Origin of the sequence: Stenotrophomonas sp. (assembly GCF_032099025.1) — a bacterium.
In the GTDB taxonomy this organism is placed as follows: Bacteria; Pseudomonadota; Gammaproteobacteria; order Xanthomonadales; family Xanthomonadaceae; genus Stenotrophomonas.
The window spans coordinates 43,348-64,597 of the sequence record NZ_DAMCID010000011.1 but is presented as its reverse complement, the minus strand read 5'-3'; the positions used below and the strand labels follow the sequence as shown (position 1 = coordinate 64,597).

The 21,250-nt window shown below is 66.2% G+C and carries 17 protein-coding genes and 1 riboswitch; of the genes, 7 read left to right on the top strand and 10 right to left on the bottom strand.

The features are described 5' to 3' along the window. Positions 1-12: 12 nt before the first annotated feature. The 3 genes from RT456_RS09780 to RT456_RS09770 form a co-directional block, all read right to left on the bottom strand. Positions 13-510: an RNA polymerase sigma factor gene (locus RT456_RS09780; protein ID WP_313345765.1), complete on the bottom strand. Its 498-nt coding sequence runs from the start codon at positions 508-510 to the stop codon at positions 13-15. An 83-nt stretch (positions 511-593) separates the two neighbouring features. Beyond that, entirely contained in the window at positions 594-1,100 is a 507-nt protein-coding gene (locus RT456_RS09775) for a hypothetical protein (RefSeq protein ID WP_313345763.1), read from the bottom strand. 31 nt (positions 1,101-1,131) lie between these two features. Then, positions 1,132-1,638, bottom strand: a complete 507-nt coding sequence (locus RT456_RS09770) for a hypothetical protein (protein ID WP_313345760.1) — start codon at positions 1,636-1,638, stop codon at positions 1,132-1,134. Between the two features lie 187 nt (positions 1,639-1,825). Here RT456_RS09770 and ppa point away from each other — a divergent pair, with 187 nt between their 5' ends. Both ppa and RT456_RS09760 read left to right on the top strand, forming a co-directional pair. Next, positions 1,826-2,362, top strand: coding sequence for an inorganic diphosphatase (gene ppa / locus RT456_RS09765; RefSeq protein WP_313345758.1), 537 nt, complete (start codon positions 1,826-1,828; stop codon positions 2,360-2,362). Between the two features lie 152 nt (positions 2,363-2,514). After that, on the top strand, positions 2,515-3,633 hold the full coding sequence (locus RT456_RS09760) for an HDOD domain-containing protein (RefSeq protein ID WP_313345755.1): 1,119 nt from the start codon (positions 2,515-2,517) through the stop codon (positions 3,631-3,633). A 149-nt stretch (positions 3,634-3,782) separates the two neighbouring features. Here the strand turns inward: RT456_RS09760 and RT456_RS09755 are convergent, their stop codons facing one another. The 5 genes from RT456_RS09755 to thiC all read right to left on the bottom strand — a co-directional run bounded on the left by RT456_RS09755 (position 3,783) and on the right by thiC (position 12,969). Then, entirely contained in the window at positions 3,783-6,644 is a 2,862-nt protein-coding gene (locus tag RT456_RS09755; RefSeq protein WP_313345752.1) for a TonB-dependent receptor, read from the bottom strand. A 68-nt stretch (positions 6,645-6,712) separates the two neighbouring features. Continuing rightward, positions 6,713-7,594, bottom strand: coding sequence for a helix-turn-helix transcriptional regulator (locus RT456_RS09750; protein ID WP_313345749.1), 882 nt, complete (start codon positions 7,592-7,594; stop codon positions 6,713-6,715). Between the two features lie 123 nt (positions 7,595-7,717). Then, positions 7,718-10,024, bottom strand: coding sequence for a winged helix-turn-helix domain-containing protein (locus RT456_RS09745; RefSeq protein ID WP_313345746.1), 2,307 nt, complete (start codon positions 10,022-10,024; stop codon positions 7,718-7,720). 260 nt (positions 10,025-10,284) lie between these two features. Continuing rightward, complete coding sequence (locus tag RT456_RS09740) at positions 10,285-10,962, bottom strand: ion channel (RefSeq protein ID WP_313345744.1); 678 nt, start codon at positions 10,960-10,962, stop codon at positions 10,285-10,287. 129 nt (positions 10,963-11,091) lie between these two features. Next, on the bottom strand, positions 11,092-12,969 hold the full coding sequence (gene thiC / locus RT456_RS09735; protein ID WP_313345741.1) for a phosphomethylpyrimidine synthase ThiC: 1,878 nt from the start codon (positions 12,967-12,969) through the stop codon (positions 11,092-11,094). A gap of 98 nt (positions 12,970-13,067) precedes the next feature. Beyond that, positions 13,068-13,169: riboswitch (TPP riboswitch) on the bottom strand. Positions 13,170-13,390: 221 nt separating this feature from the next. Here thiC and RT456_RS09730 point away from each other — a divergent pair. Beyond that, complete coding sequence (locus RT456_RS09730; RefSeq protein WP_313345739.1) at positions 13,391-14,962, top strand: BCCT family transporter; 1,572 nt, start codon at positions 13,391-13,393, stop codon at positions 14,960-14,962. 562 nt (positions 14,963-15,524) lie between these two features. Here RT456_RS09730 and ggt read toward each other — a convergent pair. Together ggt and RT456_RS09720 are read right to left on the bottom strand one after the other, a co-directional pair. Beyond that, a complete protein-coding gene (gene ggt, locus RT456_RS09725; protein ID WP_313345736.1) occupies positions 15,525-17,243 on the bottom strand; it encodes a gamma-glutamyltransferase in 1,719 nt (572 codons plus the stop codon). Positions 17,244-17,288: 45 nt separating this feature from the next. Further along, complete coding sequence (locus tag RT456_RS09720) at positions 17,289-17,657, bottom strand: hypothetical protein (RefSeq protein ID WP_313345733.1); 369 nt, start codon at positions 17,655-17,657, stop codon at positions 17,289-17,291. Positions 17,658-17,732: 75 nt separating this feature from the next. On the opposite strand from RT456_RS09720, the gene ilvC reads away from it, so the two are divergent. The 4 genes from ilvC to RT456_RS09700 form a co-directional block, all read left to right on the top strand. Then, positions 17,733-18,707: a ketol-acid reductoisomerase gene (ilvC, locus tag RT456_RS09715; RefSeq protein ID WP_313345730.1), complete on the top strand. Its 975-nt coding sequence runs from the start codon at positions 17,733-17,735 to the stop codon at positions 18,705-18,707. A 39-nt stretch (positions 18,708-18,746) separates the two neighbouring features. Continuing rightward, positions 18,747-20,480: an acetolactate synthase 2 catalytic subunit gene (gene ilvG, locus RT456_RS09710; RefSeq protein WP_313345727.1), complete on the top strand. Its 1,734-nt coding sequence runs from the start codon at positions 18,747-18,749 to the stop codon at positions 20,478-20,480. Next, complete coding sequence (locus tag RT456_RS09705) at positions 20,464-20,724, top strand: ACT domain-containing protein (protein ID WP_313345725.1); 261 nt, start codon at positions 20,464-20,466, stop codon at positions 20,722-20,724. The genes ilvG and RT456_RS09705 overlap by 17 nt, the downstream gene beginning before the upstream one ends. A gap of 111 nt (positions 20,725-20,835) precedes the next feature. Further along, positions 20,836-21,250, top strand: a 415-nt coding sequence (locus RT456_RS09700) for a pyridoxal-phosphate dependent enzyme (protein ID WP_313345723.1), incomplete at its 3' end; no start/stop codon positions are given.

The window sequence follows — 21,250 nt, the reverse complement described above, 5'->3', positions numbered from 1 at the left end:
GCAGGGGCGGCGTCAGGCGTTGCGTGCCCACGCCAGTCGTCGCAGCGCGGCACGTACATGGTTTTCCACGGTGGTCACCGACACCCCCTGACGCCGGGCGATGTCCGCCTGGGTCAGCCCCTGGAGCCGGTTGAGGCGGAAGATCGTGCGGGTGGGCTCGGGCAGATGATCGGCCGCGGTCAGTACCCGCTGCAGCGCATCCTGTGCCATCGCCTGCTCTTCCGTAGACAACACCTCATCCGGCCCCCACAGGTAGTGGTCGGCGAGCAGCCGCGCGCGGCGGCTGCGCTCCCGGCCATGATCGGTGGCAAGGTTGGTGGCCAGACGGTACAGATAGGCGCGCGGGTTGTCGATTGCCACGCCGCCCTCCACGCCGCGCGCCTTGAACCAGATGGCCTGGATCACATCTTCGGCACTGCCATCGGTGCCCAGGATGCGCTGCACCAGGCGCAGCAGCGCCGGGCGTTCGCGGATCAGCAGTTCAGTCAAGAGGGATGCGTTGGACGACATGCGGTTGCGGCGGGACGGGCCGCGCCGGTCAAGCCTGGGAAGGGAGCCGCGGCATGTTACCCCTCAAATGAGAATGAGTCACGTTAAGGAGTCCGCGGCGGCTGGTGCAGGGTGAGGCAGTCGCCCACTGCGTCGTAGACACTGGCATCGGCACCGGGAAGGCGCGCGAAGATCGCGTTCGGTCCGGCCAACGCGCTGAACAATGTCTCGATCGATGTTCCTGCCGGAATCGGCAGCCGACACAGCCAGGTGGGCTGCCGCGCCACGATGCGGCCGGTGTCTTCGTCCACCTCGACCTCGCTGGCGGCAAACGCCCAGCGGCACTCGCTGACCGTTCCGGTGGCACGCTCCACCGCGCAGCGCAGCCGGAAGGCTTCGATGTCGCTGAACTCGCCTTCGCAGAAGGTGTCGGCACAGACATCGTCGAACCCGCGTTCCAGCCGGCGACGGAGGTCATGGAACCTGTCCCAGTTGGCCTGCACCGTGGGGAAATCGACCAGGTCGATGTGGGTGGGTGCCGCAGCGGCCGGCGCCGGGGTGAGCGCAGCGGCCAGCAGTACCGGCAGCAACAGCAGTGACGTCTTGATCATCGAATGACTCCTTGAAGGTGGACAGCGGGTATCAGGGCAGGCAGGCCTGCAACGCGTCGAACATGGAACGACCCGATCCCGGGAGGGGGTTGAACAGGTGGCCCGAGCTGCCCGGCTGCCAGTCGATCGCGGCCAGGAAGGTGGTCACCGGCAGCCCGCGCGGCAACGGGACCGGGCAACGCCAGTGGCGGATGTCGGTTCGCAGGGCGCCGGTGCCGGGGTGGACGTGGTCGCGGCTGGCCGCGACCGGCAGCCGGCACTCCCGGATGCTGTCGGTGCGGGTATCAACGACGCAGCTGAGGCGCAGGAGGCGGTAGTTATCGTAGCCCCCCTCACAGAAGAAGTCCGGGCATATGTCATTGAATTCATAGATGATCCACCCATTGAAACCATGAAATGGGCTATCGCCGATCGGCTCACCGGGCCCCCGCCAGTCGGCCAAGTCGATGTAGCGCGGCGGCGCGGCCTGCACGGCGAGCGGCAACAGCGCGGCGGCACCGGCGACCAGGCAGCGGAGCATGAAATGGGCAGCAGGCATGGACGGCCTCGGGGTTCCAGGGGCTTCCACGGTGCGCCTGGGCCACGGCGGTGAGGATCAGCCACTACCGCGCTGGAGGGTCGGGAAGCGCCGCCGAACGGGGTCAGTGGCGGCAGGCCAGCACGGCGGGCGGCAAACGCATAAAATGGGAGGTCTTATCGCGCCATCCCCCCTCTCGGAGCACACCATGGGTCTGGAACTCGTCTCGCCCGGCAAGAACCCGCCGGAAGAAATCAACGTCATCATCGAGATCCCGAAGGACTCGGAGCCGGTCAAGTACGAAGTGGACAAGGAAACCGGCGCGATCTTCGTCGACCGCATCCTCTCCACCCCGATGCGCTACCCGTGCAACTACGGCTACGTGCCGAGCACCCTGTGCGGCGATGGCGATCCGGCCGACGTGCTGGTGGTGCTGCCGCTGCCGCTGGTGCCGGGTTCGGTGGTGCGCTGCCGTCCGGTGGGCGTGCTGAAGATGAGCGACGAAGCCGGCAGCGACGAGAAGATCCTGGCCGTGCCGATCTCCAAGGTGTTCAGCGGCTACGCGCACGTGGAAGACATCGAGCAGGTGTCCAAGCACTGGCTGGAGCGCATCGGCCACTTCTTCGAGCACTACAAGGACCTCGAGAAGGGCAAGTGGGTCAAGCTGGACGGCTGGGGCGGCGCCGCCGAAGCCAAGCAGATCCTGGTCGAAGCGCACCAGCGCTACCTCTCCAGCAACGCCTGAGTCTGAACCACCACGCTCCGGCGCCCGCCGCCGGAGCGATGGACATCACGTTTCTACAATGCGGCACATCACTCTTTGTGCCGGATTGGGTACATTGCGACTTCAACACCGTCCACGGTGCGTTTCACCGTGGTCACCCAGGGGACTGTGTCGTGCGTATTCTGCTAGTTGGGGACGAAGCCAGCCTGTCGGCTGAGCTGATGGATTTCATTGCCGATCTTGGGGAAGAGTGGCAGCCGATGACCGCGGCCGATGGCCAGTCGGCCATGACCATCGTGGCGTCCACGCCGATCGATGCGGTGATTGCCTGCCCTGTTCTGGCCGATCTCACGGCCACCACGCTGCTGGGCCAGATCCGGACGCTGCGTCCGGAGACGATCCGCATCGCGCTGGTGGATGCGGCCCAGGGCAACCGCCCGCCGCCGGCCCGCCTGATTGGCGTGGCCCACCGTTTCCTGCCGTTGCCATTGGCACCGGAAGTGCTGCTTGAGGCACTGACCAGCCTGGAAGAGCTGCGCGAACTGCTCGACAGCGCGCGCCTGCGCAGCGCCATCGGCCGCATCGAGAAGCTGCCCTCGCCGCCGCACCTGTACCTGAGCCTGACCCAGGCCCTGGAGCACGACGACGACACCGACACCGCCGATATAGCCAAGCTGGTCTCGGCCGACCCGGCCATCGCGGCGAAGGTGCTGCAACTGTCCAATTCGGCCTTCTTCAACAGCGGCCGCACCATTTCCGACCTGCGCAGCGCGGTGAACCGACTGGGTCTGGCGACCCTGCGCGACCTGGTGCTGGCCAGCGAAGTGTTCTCGGCTTCGCCGTTGTCCGGTGCCGAGCGCAATGCGCTGCAGCAGCGTGCGCTGCTCGCGTCACGACTGGCGGCCAAGCTGTTGCCCGAATCCAGCGCCGAACTGGGCGCCACCGCCGCGCTGCTGGCCGACATCGGCCTGCTGCTGCCGGGTGTGCGCAATGAACGCACCGAGGCTGAGAACGACGACCTGCGCCCGGGCCACAGCGAAGCCGGTGCCTACCTGCTCGGCCTGTGGGGCCTGCCGATGCCGATCATCGAAGCGGTGGCGTTCCACCTGCAGCCGCAGCGCTCCAACACGCGCAGCTTCTGGGTGACCGGTGCGGTGCACGTGGCATTGGCGCTGGTCAACGGCGACCCGGTGGACGAAGAGTACCTGCAGCGTGCCGGCGTGCTGGCGAAGCTGCCGCAGTGGCGCGACCACGCCAACGGGTTGATGGGGTTGGCTACTGCGGACGCCTGAGGCGTCCTGCGAAAATCAACGGCCCGGCCAACGGCCGGCGCTACCGGAAAAGCCGACCGTGAAGGTCGGTTTTTTTTTGCCCGTCGGGCAAAGAAAGAGGGCGGACCTTGCGGTCCGCCCTCCGGGTGTTGCTACAGCAGTTCGATGGATCAGAACTTCTGGGTGTACTTCAGGTAGTAGAAACGACCGATGTCGAAGCCGCCGTAGTACGAGAAGCTCGAGTTCGGCTGGCTGTACATGACCGGGCCTTCGTGGTTGAACACGTTGTTCGCGCCGGCCGAGATGGTGGCATCCCACGGGGTGTTGTAACGCACCTGCAGGTCGTGGAACGTGTTCGAACCGGTGTTGCGCACCGGAATGGCCAGCGTGTACGCCGACTGGAAGCTCGGGTTGTTGCACTCCGGGCCGCCGTCGATGTCGTACGCGCACTCTTCCTTCAGGCCGGAGTAGTAACGCACGCCCCAGTTGACGCCGAAGTTGCCGTAGCTCCAATCGACATTCAGGTTCGAGCGGACGCGGAAGTTCGCACCCCAGTCGCCCGTGCCCCAGCCGGTGTGCTGCTCGACGGCGGTCTGGTCTTCGTTGTCACGCTTGTACTCGAGGTAGTCCACATAGGTGGTCTTCCAGTCGATGAGGATGTTGCCGAAGGACAGTTCCGGCAGACGGTACTTGACGCCCAGGTCGTAGCCAGCGGTTTCCTGGTAGCCGCCGTTGATCAGCGTACGGGTCACGTCAACAACCTGGCCCGAATCGGCGTCACGCACGAAGCGGTTGCAGGCGTTGGCGTTGTTCAGCACGTAGCACTGGTTGAGGATCGAGGTGACCGACTCCGCCGCGATGACGTTGTTGATCCGGATCTTCCACCAGTCGAGGCTGATATCCAGGCCCTGCACGAAGTTCGGGCTGTAGACCAGGCCGACGGTCCAGGTCTTGGAGGTTTCCGGGGTCAGCTCTTCATTGGAGCCGGACAGGTACGCGTAGTTCGACTGCGCACCGGCGCCCGAGGCGTCAACACCGCCCGACGCTTCCTGACGGAAGTTGGCCGGCACGACAGCCGCGCAACGAGCCGCAACGTCGCCGTTGCGCACGGCTGCACCGAAGGTGGTGTCGCACGGATCGGTGTACTTGTCGAAGGTTTCCGAGGTGCCGCCGTACAGATCAGCCACGGTCGGCGCACGGAAGCCGGTCGCGTAGGTGCCACGGACCAGCAGGTCGTCGATCGGCTTCCACTTCAGGCCGAACTTGCTGTTGATCGTGTCGCCGAAGGTGTTGTAGTCCGAGTAACGGCCAGCCATGTCGACCGACAGTTCTTTGGCGAACGGCAGGTCAGCCAGGATCGGCACGTTCAGTTCGAGGTAGTACTCGTCCAGCTTGTAGCCGCCGGTGGTCGGCGCGCCGGCCAGATCGGTGCTCAGACCCGACTGCAGAAGGGCGTCCGGGCTGTAGTTGGCATCCTCTTCACGGTGCTCGTAGCCGGTTGCGAACGACAGGTCGCCCGCCGGCAGGGTCACGATGGAGCCGCTCAGGTTGGCGCTGTACACCTTGCTGGTGGTAACCGAGGTGTCGTGGCTCGGCAGGAACAGGTAGTTCCGCAGTGCCTCGTTGTCCAGCGAACCCTGGCCTGCGGTGCCGTACGGCAGCAGCGGGTTCCACGGGGTGCAGCCAGCGATCGGGGCGGCGGCCGAACCGCACTGAGCCACGCCATTGGCATCGATGTACGACGCACCCACGGCGTTCTGCACATTCGGAATGAACAGGTTGCCGGTGCCGGTCTTGACGCCCTTGTTCCGGTTGTAGACGTAGCCCACATCCCAGTCGAAGTACTTGTCAGCGAACTCGAACGACCCTTCCAGACCACCGCTGAAACGGAAGGTGTTCAGCTCGGACTTGGTCTGGCGCGGCATTTCCCAGGTACGACGCATGAAATTGACGTCGGTATCCAGCGGGTTGAAGACGCTGTCGGCCGACAGCGGGGTGTCATACGCGACCGAACGGTACGGATAACCGGCGATCTGCTGCAGTGCTTCGCGCTCGGTGTACAGAACGCTGGCGGTACCGCGGATGCTGTCGGTGAAGTCGAACTGACCGTTGCTGAAGACCGAGCGACGCTTGATACCGGTCGACAGGAACATCTGCTGCGACGGATTCGACAGGTCGGCGTTGGTCAGCCCGTGGTAATCGGCAAAGTTGGTCGGATCGCCACCCGGATTCAGGGTGTAGTTGCCGCCCGGGGTGACCAGCACGCCGTTCTCGGTGATGGCACTCCAGCCGTTGGAGTTGTCGTCGGTCGGAGTCGGATGACGGTAACCGTTGGCGGAGGCGCTGTAGCGGCGATCCTTGGCCAGGACCGGCTCTTCTTCGCTGTACTCGGCGCCGAAGGTCAGCGAACCGCGCTCACCAGTCTGGCCATAGACGAAGTTGTAGGTGGTCTTGTCGCCGTCGCCCTGGCCGTACTGGCCCTTGTAGAAGCTGGCTTCCAGACCGTCGAAGTTCTTGCGGGTGATGATGTTCACCACGCCGGCGATCGCGTCCGAGCCGTAGATGGCCGAAGCACCGTCGGTCAGGACTTCAATGCGCTCGACCACCGAGGTCGGAATCGACGCCAGGTCGGTGTAGCCGCCCGAGCTGACGCCCATGCGCTTGCCGTCCAGCAGTACCAGGGTACGTTCCGGACCCAGGTTGCGCAGGTCGACGTACTGGCCGCCCACTTCTTCGCCCGACGACAGTGCGTCGGCGCGGCTGATGGCCGGGGAGCCGGTGGCAGACAGGTTCTGCACGATATCGGCAACGCTGGTGAAGCCCTGCTTCTCGATGTCGGCACGCGTCAGCGCGATGACCGGCTGAGCGGTTTCCATGCTGGCCTGGCGGATGCGCGAGCCGGTGACCGAGATGCGATCCAGGTCAGTGGTGCCGGAGGCTGCTTCCTGTGCCGAGGCAAGGCTCGGCACGAGCGCCAGCGCAATGCTGGCCGGCAGAAGACCCAGCCGCACTGCGGGAGTACGAAAATTCATCAATCTCTCCAAGGTACGTTAGTAGCGTGTTAAACCGCCTCGGAAAGTTACGATTGCGTTACCGTTAATTATTTGCGCGATGCCACCGGACTCTTTGCCGACTTTGGCGGAAGCATTCCACCGGCCTGGCGGAAGCCCGACGCAGACTGCCCATAACGTGCGCGAAATGCCCGCGCGAAGCTGCAGCAGTTGTCGAATCCGCTGGCCGCGGCGACTTCGCCGATCATCATGTCGGTATCGCGCAGAAGATCGGCGGCGCGCTCCAGGCGCAGGCGCGCCGACAGCGACTGCGGGCTTTCTTCGTACAGGCTCTGGAAGGTCTTGGACAGGTACCAGCTGGAGAAGTTGGTCAGCTCCGCCAGCTCGCCGATACGTACCACGCGGTGGCTGTTGCCTTCCAGGAACAGACGCGCGCGCTGCATGCGCCCGAACACTTGGCGCTTGCGGATGCGCGAACGTCCCGGGCAACGCTGTACGCCGGTGGCCAGCACGCGCTGAAGCGACGCCAGGTGCAGCAGCACCGGGCGCAGTGCCTGCGCCGGCTGACCGCTGGCCAGCGCATCGCGCCACAGCCGCAATGCCACGCGCAGTTCGCCGCGGCTCATGGTGCCACGGCCCGCATACAGGCTGCAGTCGGCCAGCTCACCCAGCGCACGCAGCGCTTCGGGTGCCAGGCTCAGGCCGATGCACAGGCCATCGCGGCCGGCCTGGATCATCGGCTTGGATTCCTTCTCGAACGCGATCCATTCGCGCTGGCGCAGCCGGAACCTGCCCTCCTTCGACTCCACCCAGGCGCTGCCGCGCAGCTGCATCCACACGGTGAAGGTGGTGCCTGCGGTCTGCAGGCTGCCCAGCCGGGCCACGCCCAGGCAGGTGGGCAGCGGACCGTCGTCGACGATCTTGTCCAGGGAGAGCGATTGGCCGCGATCGGCCAGGGAAAGCTGACGCATGACGTGCACCGGTGTTTGCCATTACAGGGCAACCGTTTTGCCAAATCAGGCGGGCAGCGTCAGGAACGAACTACGAGATTGATCCGAATTCGACACGAGACCAACACGAAGGAAACACGATGCTTACTTTCCCTTCCAGAACAACGGGTTGGGGATGACCGAAAACACCGTCCGCGGCGGCTCCGGCAGCGTCATCACCCCGATGTCGGCGCCGTCGGCGACGGCCAGGGCCAGGTACAGCGCGCTGCCATCGGGCTGCGCACTGAATCCGTTGCCGGCGCTGAGCCGATCGGTATCCAGGCAGTACTCGGCGCCATCGGACGGCGTGTTGATCCGCGCGAAGACCGTCGCGCAGTCTGCGCGGGTGGAAAGATAGTCCAGGCTGCCGTCGCGGGCCACGGCCCAGGTGCGGTAGCGCCAGCGCGACGGCCGATCCTCACTGACCTGCTGGATGCTGGACGGATCCAGGCGCGCATCGGCTGACCAGAGTCCACCCGCAGACAGGCGGGTGAACAGGACACGTTGGTGCGCCGCGTCGAATCGCGCCTGCGATACGCCATCAATATGCGCCAGCAGTTTCCAGGGCGTGCTGCGCCGGTCGAACAATGAGAGGCGCATGCGCTCGTCCTCGTCACGCTCGACCACCAGCACGTGGTCGTTGTCGCCGGCGTACAGCGCCTGCAGCGGTTGTGCCACCGGCACCGGCAGCGCCACCACCTGCTCGTCGCGCGGCGATACCTCATAGATGACCGGCTGCGCCTGCGCGTCGCGGCCGGAGACCAGCAGATGCTTGCTGTCCGGCGACCAGTCTGCGGCCTGCCGGGTTTCCGGACGCAGGCCCTCGACCGGGCGCAGCGAATCCGGGCGCGACAGATCCGCCCACCACAGGCCGTAGTTGCCGGAACGGTCGGAGGTGAAGACCAGTTGCTGCCCATCGGGCGCCAGCATCGGCTGGCCATCGCGGCCGTTGGACGGGAACAGGCGTTCCGGTGTGCCCGGGCGTCCGTCCGTGACCGGCACCCGGAACAGGCCGAACTGCGCCTTGCGGTGCACGAAGGCCAGCATGTTGTTGTGCCGCGACAGCGCCGGCGACTGCGCGTCGTCGATGCCCACGTCACGCAGCGTGCGGGTGTCGGTATCCAGCTCGTACAGGCGCGCCTCGCTGTCCACGCGGCGGCCGAACACGATGTGGCGGCTGTCGCTGCGCCAGGCCCAGCCGCGGATCTCGGCCGAATCATTGGTGAGCTGCTCGGGCACCCCGCCCTGCGCCGGCAGGCGCCACAGGTCACCGATCTGCGGATTGCGCACGAACACGATCCAACGCCCGTCCGGCGAGAACCGCGGGGCGTAGTCGAAACTGTCCTCGGCAACCGTATAGTTCACCGGGCGCCACTGACCGCTGGCGATGTCCAGGACCCGGATGCCCCGGTACGCGTGGCGACCGGCGAGGGAGCCGAACACCAGGCCACGCCCGTCAGGGGTCCAATCGAAACTGAGCAGCTCGGTGCCGTCGCAGCGCGTCACGTGGCGGACCGCGCCGCCCGTGGCGCTGCCGATCAGCACCTCGCAGCTGCCGTCCGGGCCGACGCGGGCGAACGCGATCTCGCGGCCATTGGGCGACCAGCTGGGAAAGCGATCCGAATGACCCGGCGGGGTATCGGCCAGCGCGCGTGCCGGCGAGTTGCCCGATGTCTGGACCTTGATGGTGCTGCCGGCGTGGCCATTGCCGTCGGCCTCATAGGCAACCTGCGAGCCATCCGGCGACACCGTGGGATAGGTTTCAAACCCTGCGGTAGCGGTGATCAGACGATACGGGCGCTGCGGGCTGCCCACCACCCGGCTGCCGTCGGCCAGCACGCCACTGCCTGCGGCGCCCTGGGCGGGGCGTTGCAGCAGCAGCGCCGTCATCACCAGCAGCGCAATGACCATGCCCAGCCCGATCGCCAGCAGAACGTAGCGGCGCATGCGCCGCCAGAGACTGCGTGGGCGCGGGGCAGGTGTGGCCGCCGCAAATTCTGCCGCCAGCGCATGGCGTTCGTCCTGGTTCGGGGCCGCGTCGACATCGACGTCCGCCTCCACCACGCCGGTTACCGGCTGCAGCAATCGATAGCCGGTCTTGGCGATGGTTTCGATATAGGCCGTACCGGCCTCGTCGTCGCGTGAGAACGCCTTGCGCAGCTGCGTGATGGCCTGGGTGAGCACATCGTTGGTGGGCAGCGTGTCCGGCCAGACTTCGGCGAACAACTCGTCGCGGGTCACCACGGCGCCGGGGACGCGCATCAACACCTTCAACACGCCCAACGCCTTGGGAGTAAGCCGACGCGGACGACGCGCACCGTCCACCGCTACCTCACGCGATGACAGCGTCAGGGTGCACTCTCCGATCCGGAGGCGGTCAGCAAGGGGTGTCACACTTTCTATGAGGGACATTCCGGTGAAACAGCAACTTCAGGTGCGCGGGATCCGTCCAACCGCTGGACAAACCAACCGCCAAATTATGCAAACAGCATCAGCGCAACGCGCAAATTCTGCCAATGCTGATAAGCCTAGCCTATAGCGGTTAAACCGCGCCTGTGCGCCGGGACAACATCAGGCCCTCTCTCGCCGACGAATCCACATAAACTGCTTCACTATTCGCGCCCTTTGGCGCGAATTTTTTATCTGCGATTCAGAATAACTTTATCTTCGATTCAGTTTCGCGCATTGCGGATCATCGTCAGTCCGACCAGTCGCGACACCACCAGCGCCACGTACATCACGCCTGCGAACTGTTCCAGCATGACCAGCGCGCGTGCCTGCGGATGCACCGGCACGACGTCGCTCAGCCCTACCCCCGAAAGTAAGCTGAAGCTGAGATAAAGCAGCTCCATCCAGGTGCGCAGTTCGTTCTCGCTGGTCGCCACGAAACTGCCGGGATACCACTGCTGGCAGACGGCGAACGCGAAGGCGAAGGCCCACGCCAGCAATGTGAAGGTGGCACCGGCCGCGAACAGTTCGTCGCGCGTGACCTTGTGGTCCTGGAGCATGTACGCGATCAGGCTGCCGGCGGTGTAGAAGTACAGCAGGCATTCGAGCAGCTGTGCGGTGGTGACCAGGGCCGGGCGGCCCAGCACGGCCCCGGTGATGGAGAACACCACCGAGGGGATGGCCAGCACCAGCGCCACCCACATGCCCAACGGGCTGCGCCGTACCACCCACAGCGCCAACCCGAGCACGGCGATGCCGAACGCACCGAACAGCGCGCGGCTGGCACCGGCCTCGTCCATGGCCGGGTACAGCAGCACGCCCAGCAGCTGCACGCCGAGCAGCCATGCCGACGGATGCCGGCGGGCGATGGCCAGCCATTTGGTGGTGCGTGCTATCGCCATCGTCCAGTCCCTGTCCCTGTATCGGTGCGCCGAAGCTTAGCGGAGCCCGCACCGAGGCGGCATGACGGCCGCCCCGGTACCCGCGCTTGGCCAGTCACGACCCGTGGCGTCGCGACCAACGGTCGTGACCTACCCCGGTTGGTAGACCTCGGCGCCGAGTTCGCGGAACTGCGTGGACTTCTCGGCCATGCCGGCCGCCAGCGCCGCCTGCGCGTCCAGCCCCTGCCCCGCCGCATAGTCGCGCACGTCCTGGGTGATCTTCATCGAACAGAAGTGCGGCCCGCACATCGAGCAGAAGTGGGCGAGCTTGTGCGCGTCCTTGGGCAGGGTTTCATCATGGAACTCCTTCGCCTTCTCTGGATCCAGCCCGAGGTGGAACTGGTCTTCCCAGCGGAACTCGAAGCGGGCCTTGCTCAAGGCGTTGTCGCGCACCTGCGCGCCGGGATGGCCCTTGGCGAGGTCGGCGGCATGTGCGGCGATGCGGTAGGCCATGATCCCGTCGCGCACATCCTGGCGGTTGGGCAGGCCGAGGTGCTCCTTGGGCGTGACGTAGCAGAGCATGGCCGTCCCGAACCAGCCGATCATGGCCGCGCCGATCGCGCTGGTGATGTGGTCGTAGCCCGGCGCGATGTCGGTGGTGAGCGGCCCCAGCGTGTAGAACGGCGCTTCACCGCATTCGTGCAGCTGCTTGTCCATGTTCTCCTTGATGAGCTGCATCGGCACATGGCCGGGACCCTCGATCATGGTCTGCACATCGTGCTTCCAGGCGATCTTCGTCAAGTCGCCCAGCGCTTCGAGCTCACCGAACTGGGCGGCATCGTTGGCATCGGCGATGCACCCCGGGCGAAGGCCGTCGCCGAGCGAGAAGGTCACGTCGTACGCCTTCATGATCTCGCAGATGTCCTCGAAGTGCGTATAGAGGAAATTCTCGCGATGGTGGGCCAGGCACCACTTGGCCATGATCGAGCCGCCGCGCGAGACGATGCCGGTGACGCGCTTTGCGGTCAGCGGCACATGGCGCAGCAGCACGCCGGCATGGATGGTGAAGTAGTCCACGCCCTGTTCGGCCTGTTCGATCAGGGTGTCGCGGAAGATCGCCCAGCTCAGCTCCTCGGCGCGGCCGTCCACTTTCTCCAGTGCCTGGTAGATCGGCACCGTGCCGATGGCCACCGGCGAATTGCGCACGATCCATTCGCGGGTTTCATGGATGTGCTTGCCCGTGGACAGGTCCATCACCGTGTCGCCGCCCCAGCGGATGGCCCACACAAGCTTCTCCACCTCTTCGGCGATGCCGGAGGAAACCGCGCTGTTGCCGATGTTGGCGTTGATCTTGGTCAGGAAGTTGCGGCCGATGATCATCGGCTCACTTTCCGGGTGGTTGATGTTGTTGGGCAGCACCGCACGCCCACGTGCGATTTCAGAGCGCACGAATTCCGGCGTGATCAGCGTGGGAATGGCGGCGCCGAACGATTGCCCGGGGTGCTGCATCAGCAGCGCGGTGTCGCGGATCTCCTGCAGGCGCTGGTTCTCGCGGATCGCCACGAACTCCATTTCGGGGGTGATGATGCCGCGCCGCGCGTAGTGCATCTGGGTCACGTTGGCGCCACCGACGGCGCGCCGCGGCTGCAGGCGTGCCGGGAAACGCACCGCATCCAGGCGCGGGTCATCTTCCCGCGAGCGGCCGAACGCCGAGCTCAGCCCATCCAGTAGTTCGGTATCACCACGCTCGGCGATCCATGCCGCACGCAGGGCCGGCAGGCCGCTGGACAGATCAATGCGGGCCTCCGGGTCGGTGTAGGGGCCGGAGGTGTCATAGACGGTGACCGGTGCGTTCTCCTCGCCGCCGAACAGGGTCGGGGTGCGGGTCAGCGCGATTTCGCGCATCGGCACCTGCAGGTCGCTGCGCGAGCCCTGCACGTGGATCTTGCGCGACCCGGGAATCGGCCGGGTGACGGACGTGGAGAGTTGTTGGGCCTGTTGCTGCAGGGCAGAGAGCTGTGCGTTCATCGGGCATCGTCCTAATTTCACGGGCAGGGACGAAGCGGCGGCGCACGGCAGACGGATCGCGCACGTGGATCGGGCACGGAGAGCCCGGGGCGCAATGCATCGGCAACGGCGAAGCTTCCCTACGCCGGTATCAACCGGATCAGGTTCGAAGGGACTGTCTCAACCTTGGCCATGTGGCCGCGGTACCCCCGCTTCGGGGCGGATTAAAGCACACCCACGGCCGATGTGCGCCGTCCCGCGCCGCCGATGGCGTAACGTGAACGGGGTGGTCATGTCGCATTGGCTAGACTGCCGCGCAGCGACACCGCTGTTCCGCTGTCCGCTGTGTCCGGCTCGACCGGCCCGAATCACGCCAGTCGTTGCCGTCGTGCCGCTGGAGACCGCGAGCCCCGGCTCGTCCCCCGTACGGAGACACGCCTGCATGGTGTTCCGACTTTCGATTGCACTGGTCCTGTTGCTCGTGCTGGTGGCCGGCGTCGCGCCGGGCCCCTTCAATGCCGTGGTCCAGAGCGGCCTGGTGCACATCATCCGCAGCACCGGCTGGCTGTACCTGCTGGTGGTGTTCATCACCCTGTCGTTCCTGCTCTATCTGGCCTTCGGTCGGCTGGGCTCGCTGCGCATCGGCGGTGAAGACGCCGAGCCGGAGTTCTCGAACGCCAGCTGGATGTCGATGCTGTTCGCCGCCGGCATGGGCATCGGCCTGGTGTTCTGGGGTGCGGCCGAACCGGTCTCGCACTTCGTCACCCCACCCGAAGGCCTGCCGCCGCAGAGCATGGAAGCCGCGCGCGCGTCGATGCGGTACGCATTCTTCCATTGGGGCCTGCATCCGTGGGCGATCTACGCCCTGATCGGGCTGGCGATGGCATGGTTCCAGTTCAACCGCAACGGGCGCGGGCTGATCAGCGACCTGCTGCAGCCGCTGATCGGCGCGCACCACCGCGGCTGGATCGGCACAGTCGTGAACGTGGCCGCCGTGGTCGCCACCGCGATCGGCGTGGCCACCACGCTCGGCTTCGGCACGATCCAGATCGCCGCCGGCCTGGAGCGCGTCTTCGGTCTGCACGCGGGCGCCCCTTTGCAGCTGACCATCATCGCGGTGGCCTTCGTGCTGTACATGGCCTCCACCACCAGCGGCGTGCACCGCGGCATCAAGTGGCTGTCCAACTTCAACCTCGGGCTGGCCGCCGTCTTGCTGGCGCTGGTGCTGGTGCTGGGCCCCACCGGCTTCATCTTCGACACGTTCACCACCACGATCGGCGCCTATCTCAACCAGCTGGTGACCATGAGCCTGCGCATGTCGCCGTTCTCGGGCAGCACCTGGGTGGCCGACTGGACGATCTTCTACTGGGCCTGGTGGATTGCCTGGGCCCCGTTCGTGGGCTCGTTCATCGCACGCGTGTCGCGCGGCCGCAGCATCCGCGAGTTCGTGCTGGGCGTGGTGATCGCACCGAGCGTGCTGGGCTTCCTGTGGTTCTCCGTCTTCGGCGGCACCGCGTTGTGGTCGCAGATCTTCGGCCATGTCGACCTGGTGCAGGCCCTGGGCAACGGCTACGAGACCGTGCTGTTCACCATGTTCGACAGCCTGGCGATGCCCACCGTGCTCTCGGTGCTGGCGCTGGTGCTGCTGATGATCTTCTTCGTGACCTCGGCCGACTCGGCCGTGCTGGTACTCGCCAGCATGTCCACCGACGAAGCCGGCGACCCGCCGCTGTCGCGGAAGATCACCTGGGGCGTGGCCATCGCCCTGATCGCGGGCGCACTCCTGCTCGCCGGCGGCCTGGACGCGCTGCAGGGCATGATCACCATCGCCGCCCTGCCCTTCGCACTGTTGATGCTGGCGGTGATGTGGTCGCTGTACCGCGTGCTGGACATGGAATACCAGTTGCAGCGCCGCCGCGCCCAACGCGCGCGGCGGATGATGGATGCCTGGATCGAGCGTGAGATTGCCGCGCAGGAAGAAACGCGAGACGAGGCGTCGCGGGCGGATGGTTAGCGCATAGAAGCAGCGTTTCAGTTGCTACGTAGTGGGGCGGGCGGCGGGTAGCCACGCTCCGGGACACGCCGCAAGTATGTCCATGTAGGCTTGGCAAAAACATCCATGTTTTTGACAGTCCCTCCGGTGGCCACCCGCCGCCCGCCCCCGACAGATGGCCGCGTGCGGTGGCAAAAGGCAGCCACGCAGGGCGTGGCTCTACGCGGTGTCGCTGGTAGGTTCGGTTCCCGAACGAACGCACGGAACGCGCCACCGTCCGGTAACGCATGGTATTGAACGGCGCCGCCGTTGATCTTCCCGTGGCCACCAATACACCGTCGAGGGTCGGCGGGGGCGGATTTGCGGGACTGTAGAAAACATGGATGTTTTCTACAAGCCTCCAGGGATGGATTCACGGCGTGTCCCGCAAACCCGCACCCGCCGGCCCAGCTCAGAGCACGATTGAACCAACGGCTGTTCGCCAAAATGTGTGAAGCAGCCGGGCAGGGCCCGGCTCTACGCTGTTGATGCATGAAGCAGCCGCGCATGGTCCGGCGATGCGGCGATCCAGGATCGCCGGTGATCAATAGCCCGCCGCCTGCCCGTCCTTGCGGCTTTCCGAGGCGCCGTAATACACGCCCGTTTCCGGGTCGCGCATGATCGCCTGGTAGCCGCCGTAGGGGCCGTCGGCAAACACCACGCGGTGGCCCTTGCGCATCAACGCGCGCACCGTTTCATACGGGTAGCCGGTTTCCAGATTCACCTCGCCACCGTCACTCATCGCGGTCGCCTGCCCGGTCGGCTCGGTCGACCCCTCGTGCTGGATGCGCGGCGCGTCGCCGGCCTCCTGCAGGTTCATGCCGAAGTCCACCAGGTTCATCACGATCTGCGCATGCCCCTGCGGCTGCATCGCACCACCCATCACACCAAAACTCATCCACGGCTTGCCGTCCTTCGTGACGAAGCCCGGAATGATGGTCTGGAAGGGACGCTTGCCCGGCGCGTAGCCGTTGGGATGGTCCTTGCGCAGCACGAACATCTCCCCCCGATCCTGCAGGATGAAGCCCAGCCCCGGCGGCGCCATGCCGCTGCCCATGCCACGGTAGTTCGACTGGATCAGCGAGACCATCATCCCGTCCGCGTCGGCCACGGTCATGTAGATCGTGTCGCCCTCCTCCAGCTGCTTCGGCGTGCCCGGCTGCACCTCGCGCAACGCCTTGTCCATCGAGATCAGCTTGCGACGCTCCGCCGCGTACGCCTTCGAGACCAGCTTCGCCACCGGTGCCGGCTGGAAGGCCGGGTCGGTGTAGAACCGCGCGCGGTCGGCGAAGGCCAGCTTCTTGGCCTCCACGAACAGGTGAACGTGCTCGGGTGAGCCAAAGGCGATCTTCGAGAAATCGTAGCCCTCCAGCACATTGAGAATCTGCAGCGCCGCGATGCCCTGGCTGTTCGGCGGCAGCTCCCACACATCGTAGCCCCGGTAGTTGCTGCTGACCGGCTCCACCCACTCCCCATGGTGGCTGGCCATGTCGTCATAGCTCAGATAGCCGCCGTTGGCCTTGAAATACGTGCCGATGGTGCGCGCGATGTCGCCCTTGTAGAACGCATCGCGACCGCCCTGCGCGATCTGCTCCAGCGTGTTGGCCAGGTTCGGGTTCTTCCACAGCTCGCCCTTGCGCGGCGCATGCCCGTTGACCGTGAACTGCTCCTTGAAACCCGGGTACTGCGACAGCTTCGGCACCGAACGATCCCAGTAGTAAGCGATCACCTCCGCCACCGGATGCCCCTCGCGGGCGTAGCGGATCGCCGGTGCCAGGTTGTCGGCCATCGGCTTGCGGCCGAACCGGTCGTGCAGCGCGAACCAGCCGTCCACCGCGCCCGGTACCGACACCGGCAGCGGCCCCGTGGCCGGGATCTCCTTCAGGCCGCGGCGCTGGAACTCGGCCAGCGTCAGCGATTTCGGGGAACGGCCCGAGCCGTTGTAGCCGTACAGCTTCTGCGTCTTCGGGTCCCACACGATCGCGAACAGGTCGCCCCCGACCCCGTTTCCGGTGGGCTCCATCAGGCCCAGCGCCGCGTTGGCGGCGATCGCCGCATCCACGGCCGAGCCGCCGCCCTTCATCACGTCCAGCGCGATCTGCGTGGCGAGCGGCTGCGAGGTGGCCGCCATGGCGTGCGGCGCGATCACCTCCGAGCGGGTGGCGAAGCCATGGCCGGTCACCCGGTCGGCGGCGGTGGACAGCGTGGGCAAGGCACACAGCAGGGCGGTGGCCAGCAGGGCGCGGGCAAAGGGTCGGGACACGGGGTCTTCCTGGAGGGTGGTAGCCCGTGGATGGTCGCCCCTTCGTTACACCGTGCACATCCGACAATGGTCATGCACGACAGGCAGAACGCCCTGAAATCCGCGCAGAAACCCTGCTTCAAAACTTGAATCGGGGTTCACCCGAACGATTTCAGCCGCAACCATCGTTGTGCGACGGGGCTTTGCGCTGGATACAGGCGAAACTGTTGGAAAATGCGGTGCGACGGTTGACAGCGGCAAAACCGCTGTGGTTTTCTCGATCACATGTTGCAGCGCCACACGCCCATTCGCGAATCCATCGAGCACGCCGGTCCCGGCGCGGCCTCCATCCATTCGCTTCTCGTCCTCGTACTTATTACCCAACCAACAGGTGCGGGACGGACCGGCGTGTAAGTAGAACTGCCAGGTATCCATCAAAACCCGCACCCCGCCAGGTGCGGGTTTTTTCGTTTCAGAACCCTCCGATTCTTCCTCCAAAGGACCTCCCCCATGAGCACCAACGACCTGCCCCAGATCAAGATCGCTGTTGTCGGCTACGGCAGCCAGGGCCGCGCGCACGCACTCAACCTGCGTGAATCCGGCTTCGACGTCGTCATCGGACTGCGTCCGGGCGGTCCCACCGAGGTCAAGGCCCAGGCCGACGGCTTCACCGTGAAAGCGCCGGCCGACGCGGTGAAGGACGCCGACCTGGTCGCCGTGCTGACCCCGGACATGGTGCAGAAGAAGCTCTACGAAGACGTGCTGGCACCGAACATGAAACAGGGCGCGGTGCTGCTGTTCGCGCACGGCCTGAACGTGCACTTCAACATGATCGCCCCGCGCGATGACCTGGACGTGGTGCTGGTCGCGCCGAAGGGCCCGGGCGCACTGGTGCGCCGCGAGTACGAGATCGGCCGCGGCGTGCCGTGCATCTGGGCGGTCTACCAGGACCGCAGCGGCAAGGCCGCCGAGTATGCGCTGGCCTACGCCACCGGCCTGGGCGGTGCGCGTGCCAACCTGATCGAGACCACCTTCAAGGAAGAAACCGAAACCGACCTGTTCGGTGAGCAGGCCGTGCTGTGCGGCGGCGCCTCCGCGCTGGTCCAGGCCGGCTTCGAAACCCTGGTGGAAGCCGGTTACCAGCCGGAGATCGCGTACTACGAAGTCCTGCACGAACTGAAGCTGATCGTCGACCTGTTCTACGAAGGCGGCATCACCCGCATGCTGGAATTCATCTCCGAAACCGCCCAGTACGGCGACTACGTGAGCGGCCCGCGCGTGATCGATGCCGGCACCAAGGAGCGCATGAAGGCGGTACTGACCGACATCCAGGACGGCACCTTCACCAAGAACTGGGTGGCCGAATACGAAGCGGGCCTGCCGAACTACAACAAGTTCAAGCAGGCCGACCTGGAGCACCCGATCGAGAAGGTAGGCAAGGAACTGCGCGCCAAGATGGTCTGGTTGCAAGGTCAAGCCGCGTAACCGCGCGGCTCCCCCACCCGCTTTCGCAAAGGTCACCGCATGAACACCTCCGCACACAGCACCGCGCCCCGCAACGGCGCACGCTGGTTGACGCAGGCCCTGGAAGCCGAGGGCGTCGATACGCTGTTCGGCTATCCGGGCGGCACCATCATGCCTTTCTACGACGCCCTGGTGGATTCCGGGCTGAAGCACATCCTGGTACGCCACGAACAGGGCGCCGCGCTGGCCGCCAACGGCTATGCCCGCGCCAGCGGCCGGGTCGGCGTCTGCGTGGCCACCTCCGGCCCGGGCGCCTCCAACCTGGTGACCGGCATCGCCGATGCGATGCTGGATTCGGTGCCCATGGTCTGCATCACCGGCCAGGTCGCCACCCCGCTGCTGGGCACCGACGCCTTCCAGGAACTGGACGTGTTCGGGCTGACCCTGCCCATCGTGAAACACAGCTGGCTGGTGCGTTCGGTCGATGACCTGCCGCGCGTGGTGCGCGAAGCCTTCCGTATCGCCCGCGAAGGCCGTCCCGGACCGGTCCTGATCGACCTGCCCAAGGACGTACAGGTGGCCGATGCCTCGCACCTGCCGGTGCACGTGCCCGAGGCGGTGAATCCGCCGGTGGCACCGCAGGATGCCGCGCTGGCCGACGCGATCGCGGCCATCGCCAACGCCGAGAAGCCGGTGATCTATGCCGGTGGCGGCGTGGCGCTGGGCGATGCGGTGGAGGACTTCCGCGCCTTCGTCGACGCCAGTGCCATTCCCACCGTGCTGACCCTGCGCGGGCTGGGTGCACTGCCGCCGCAGCACCCGCACTACCTGGGCATGCTGGGCATGCACGGCACCCGCGCGGCCAACATGGCCGTGCAGGAAAGCGATCTGCTGGTGGTGGTGGGCGCGCGTTTCGACGACCGCGCCACCGGCAAGTTGAACGAGTTCGCGCCGTTCGCGCGCGTCATCCACATCGATGCCGACGCGTATGAGATCTCCAAGCTGCGCAGCGCCGACATCGCCGTGCCCGGCAACGTGGGCACCGCACTGCGTGCACTGACCGCCGCCGCGAGTGCCCACGCCAGCCAGGCTGCCTGGCGCAAGCGCTGCGCTGGCCATCGCGAACGCTTCACCGCGCGCTATGACGCACCGGGCAAGCACATCTACGCCCCGGCACTGCTGAAGCGGCTGAGCGAACTGGCCCCGTCCGACGCGATCATCGCCTGCGATGTCGGCCAGCATCAGATGTGGGTGGCCCAGCATTGCCGGTTCAACCACCCGCGCAACCACCTGACCAGCGGCGCGCTGGGCACCATGGGCTTCGGGCTGCCGGCCGCGATGGGCGCGCAGTTCGCCTGCCCCGACCGCACCGTGGTGCTGGTCTCGGGTGATGGCAGCTTCATGATGAACGTGCAGGAGCTGGTCACCATCGCCCGCTGCCGCCTGCCGGTGAAGATCGTGCTGCTGGACAACAGCTCGCTGGGCATGGTCCGTCAGTGGCAGGAACTGTTCTTTGCCGAGCGCTACAGCGAGATCGACCTGTCCGACAACCCGGACTTCGCCGCGCTGGCCAAGGTGTTCGGCATTCCGGCCACGCGCATCGACGCCCGCGACGATGTGGAGGGCGGCCTGGCCGCCCTGCTGGCCGAGCCCGGCCCGGCCCTGCTGCACGTGGCCATCGACGCGCGCGCCAACGTGTGGCCGCTGGTGCCGCCCAACAACGCCAACAGCACCATGCTGGAAAGCAACCCTGCCCATCAGTCCCAGGAGTTCCCCAATGCAATACCGGCTTGACCTGGTGCTGGTTCCCGCCGAGGGCGCGCTGCTGCGCGTGATCGGCATGGCCGAACGCCGCGGCTTCGCGCCGCGCGCGATCGTCGGCGCACCCAATGCCGCTGATGAGGGCCGCTGGCACCTGCAGCTGGTGGTGGACAGCACCCGCCCGCCGGAGACGTTGTGCCGGCAGATCGAGAAGATCTACGACTGTGTTTCGGTGCGGATCAGTGCGCTGGAGCCCGGTGCTGGAGTAACCGTATGAACGCCCGCGCCGTGGTTCCGGTGCCGGTACGGAGGGGTCTTCTTCCGGCGTGCCTGTGGGTCCGCGCAGCCACGCAGGGCGTGGCTCTACCCGGCGCGTGTTGGAGCGGCCATGCCGGCTAGCCGCGCCGCGCAGGAACCGGAGGTAGGCGATGTAAGCGTCGCCGACGTGCTGGCCGCACAGGCGCGGCTGCGCCGTTTCCTGCCGCCCACGCCGCTGCATTACGCGGAGCGCTTCGGCACCTGGCTGAAGCTGGAGAACCTGCAGCGCACTGGTTCCTACAAGGTGCGCGGCGCATTGAACGCACTGCTGGCCGGGCGCGAACGCGGCGATGATCGGCCGGTGATCTGCGCCTCGGCCGGCAACCATGCCCAGGGCGTTGCCTGGGCGGCCTACCGACTGAACATTCCGGCGATCACGGTGATGCCGCATGGCGCGCCGGCCACCAAGATCGCAGGCGTGGCCCACTGGGGCGCCACCGTGCGCCAGCACGGCAACAGCTACGACGAGGCCTACGCCTTCGCAC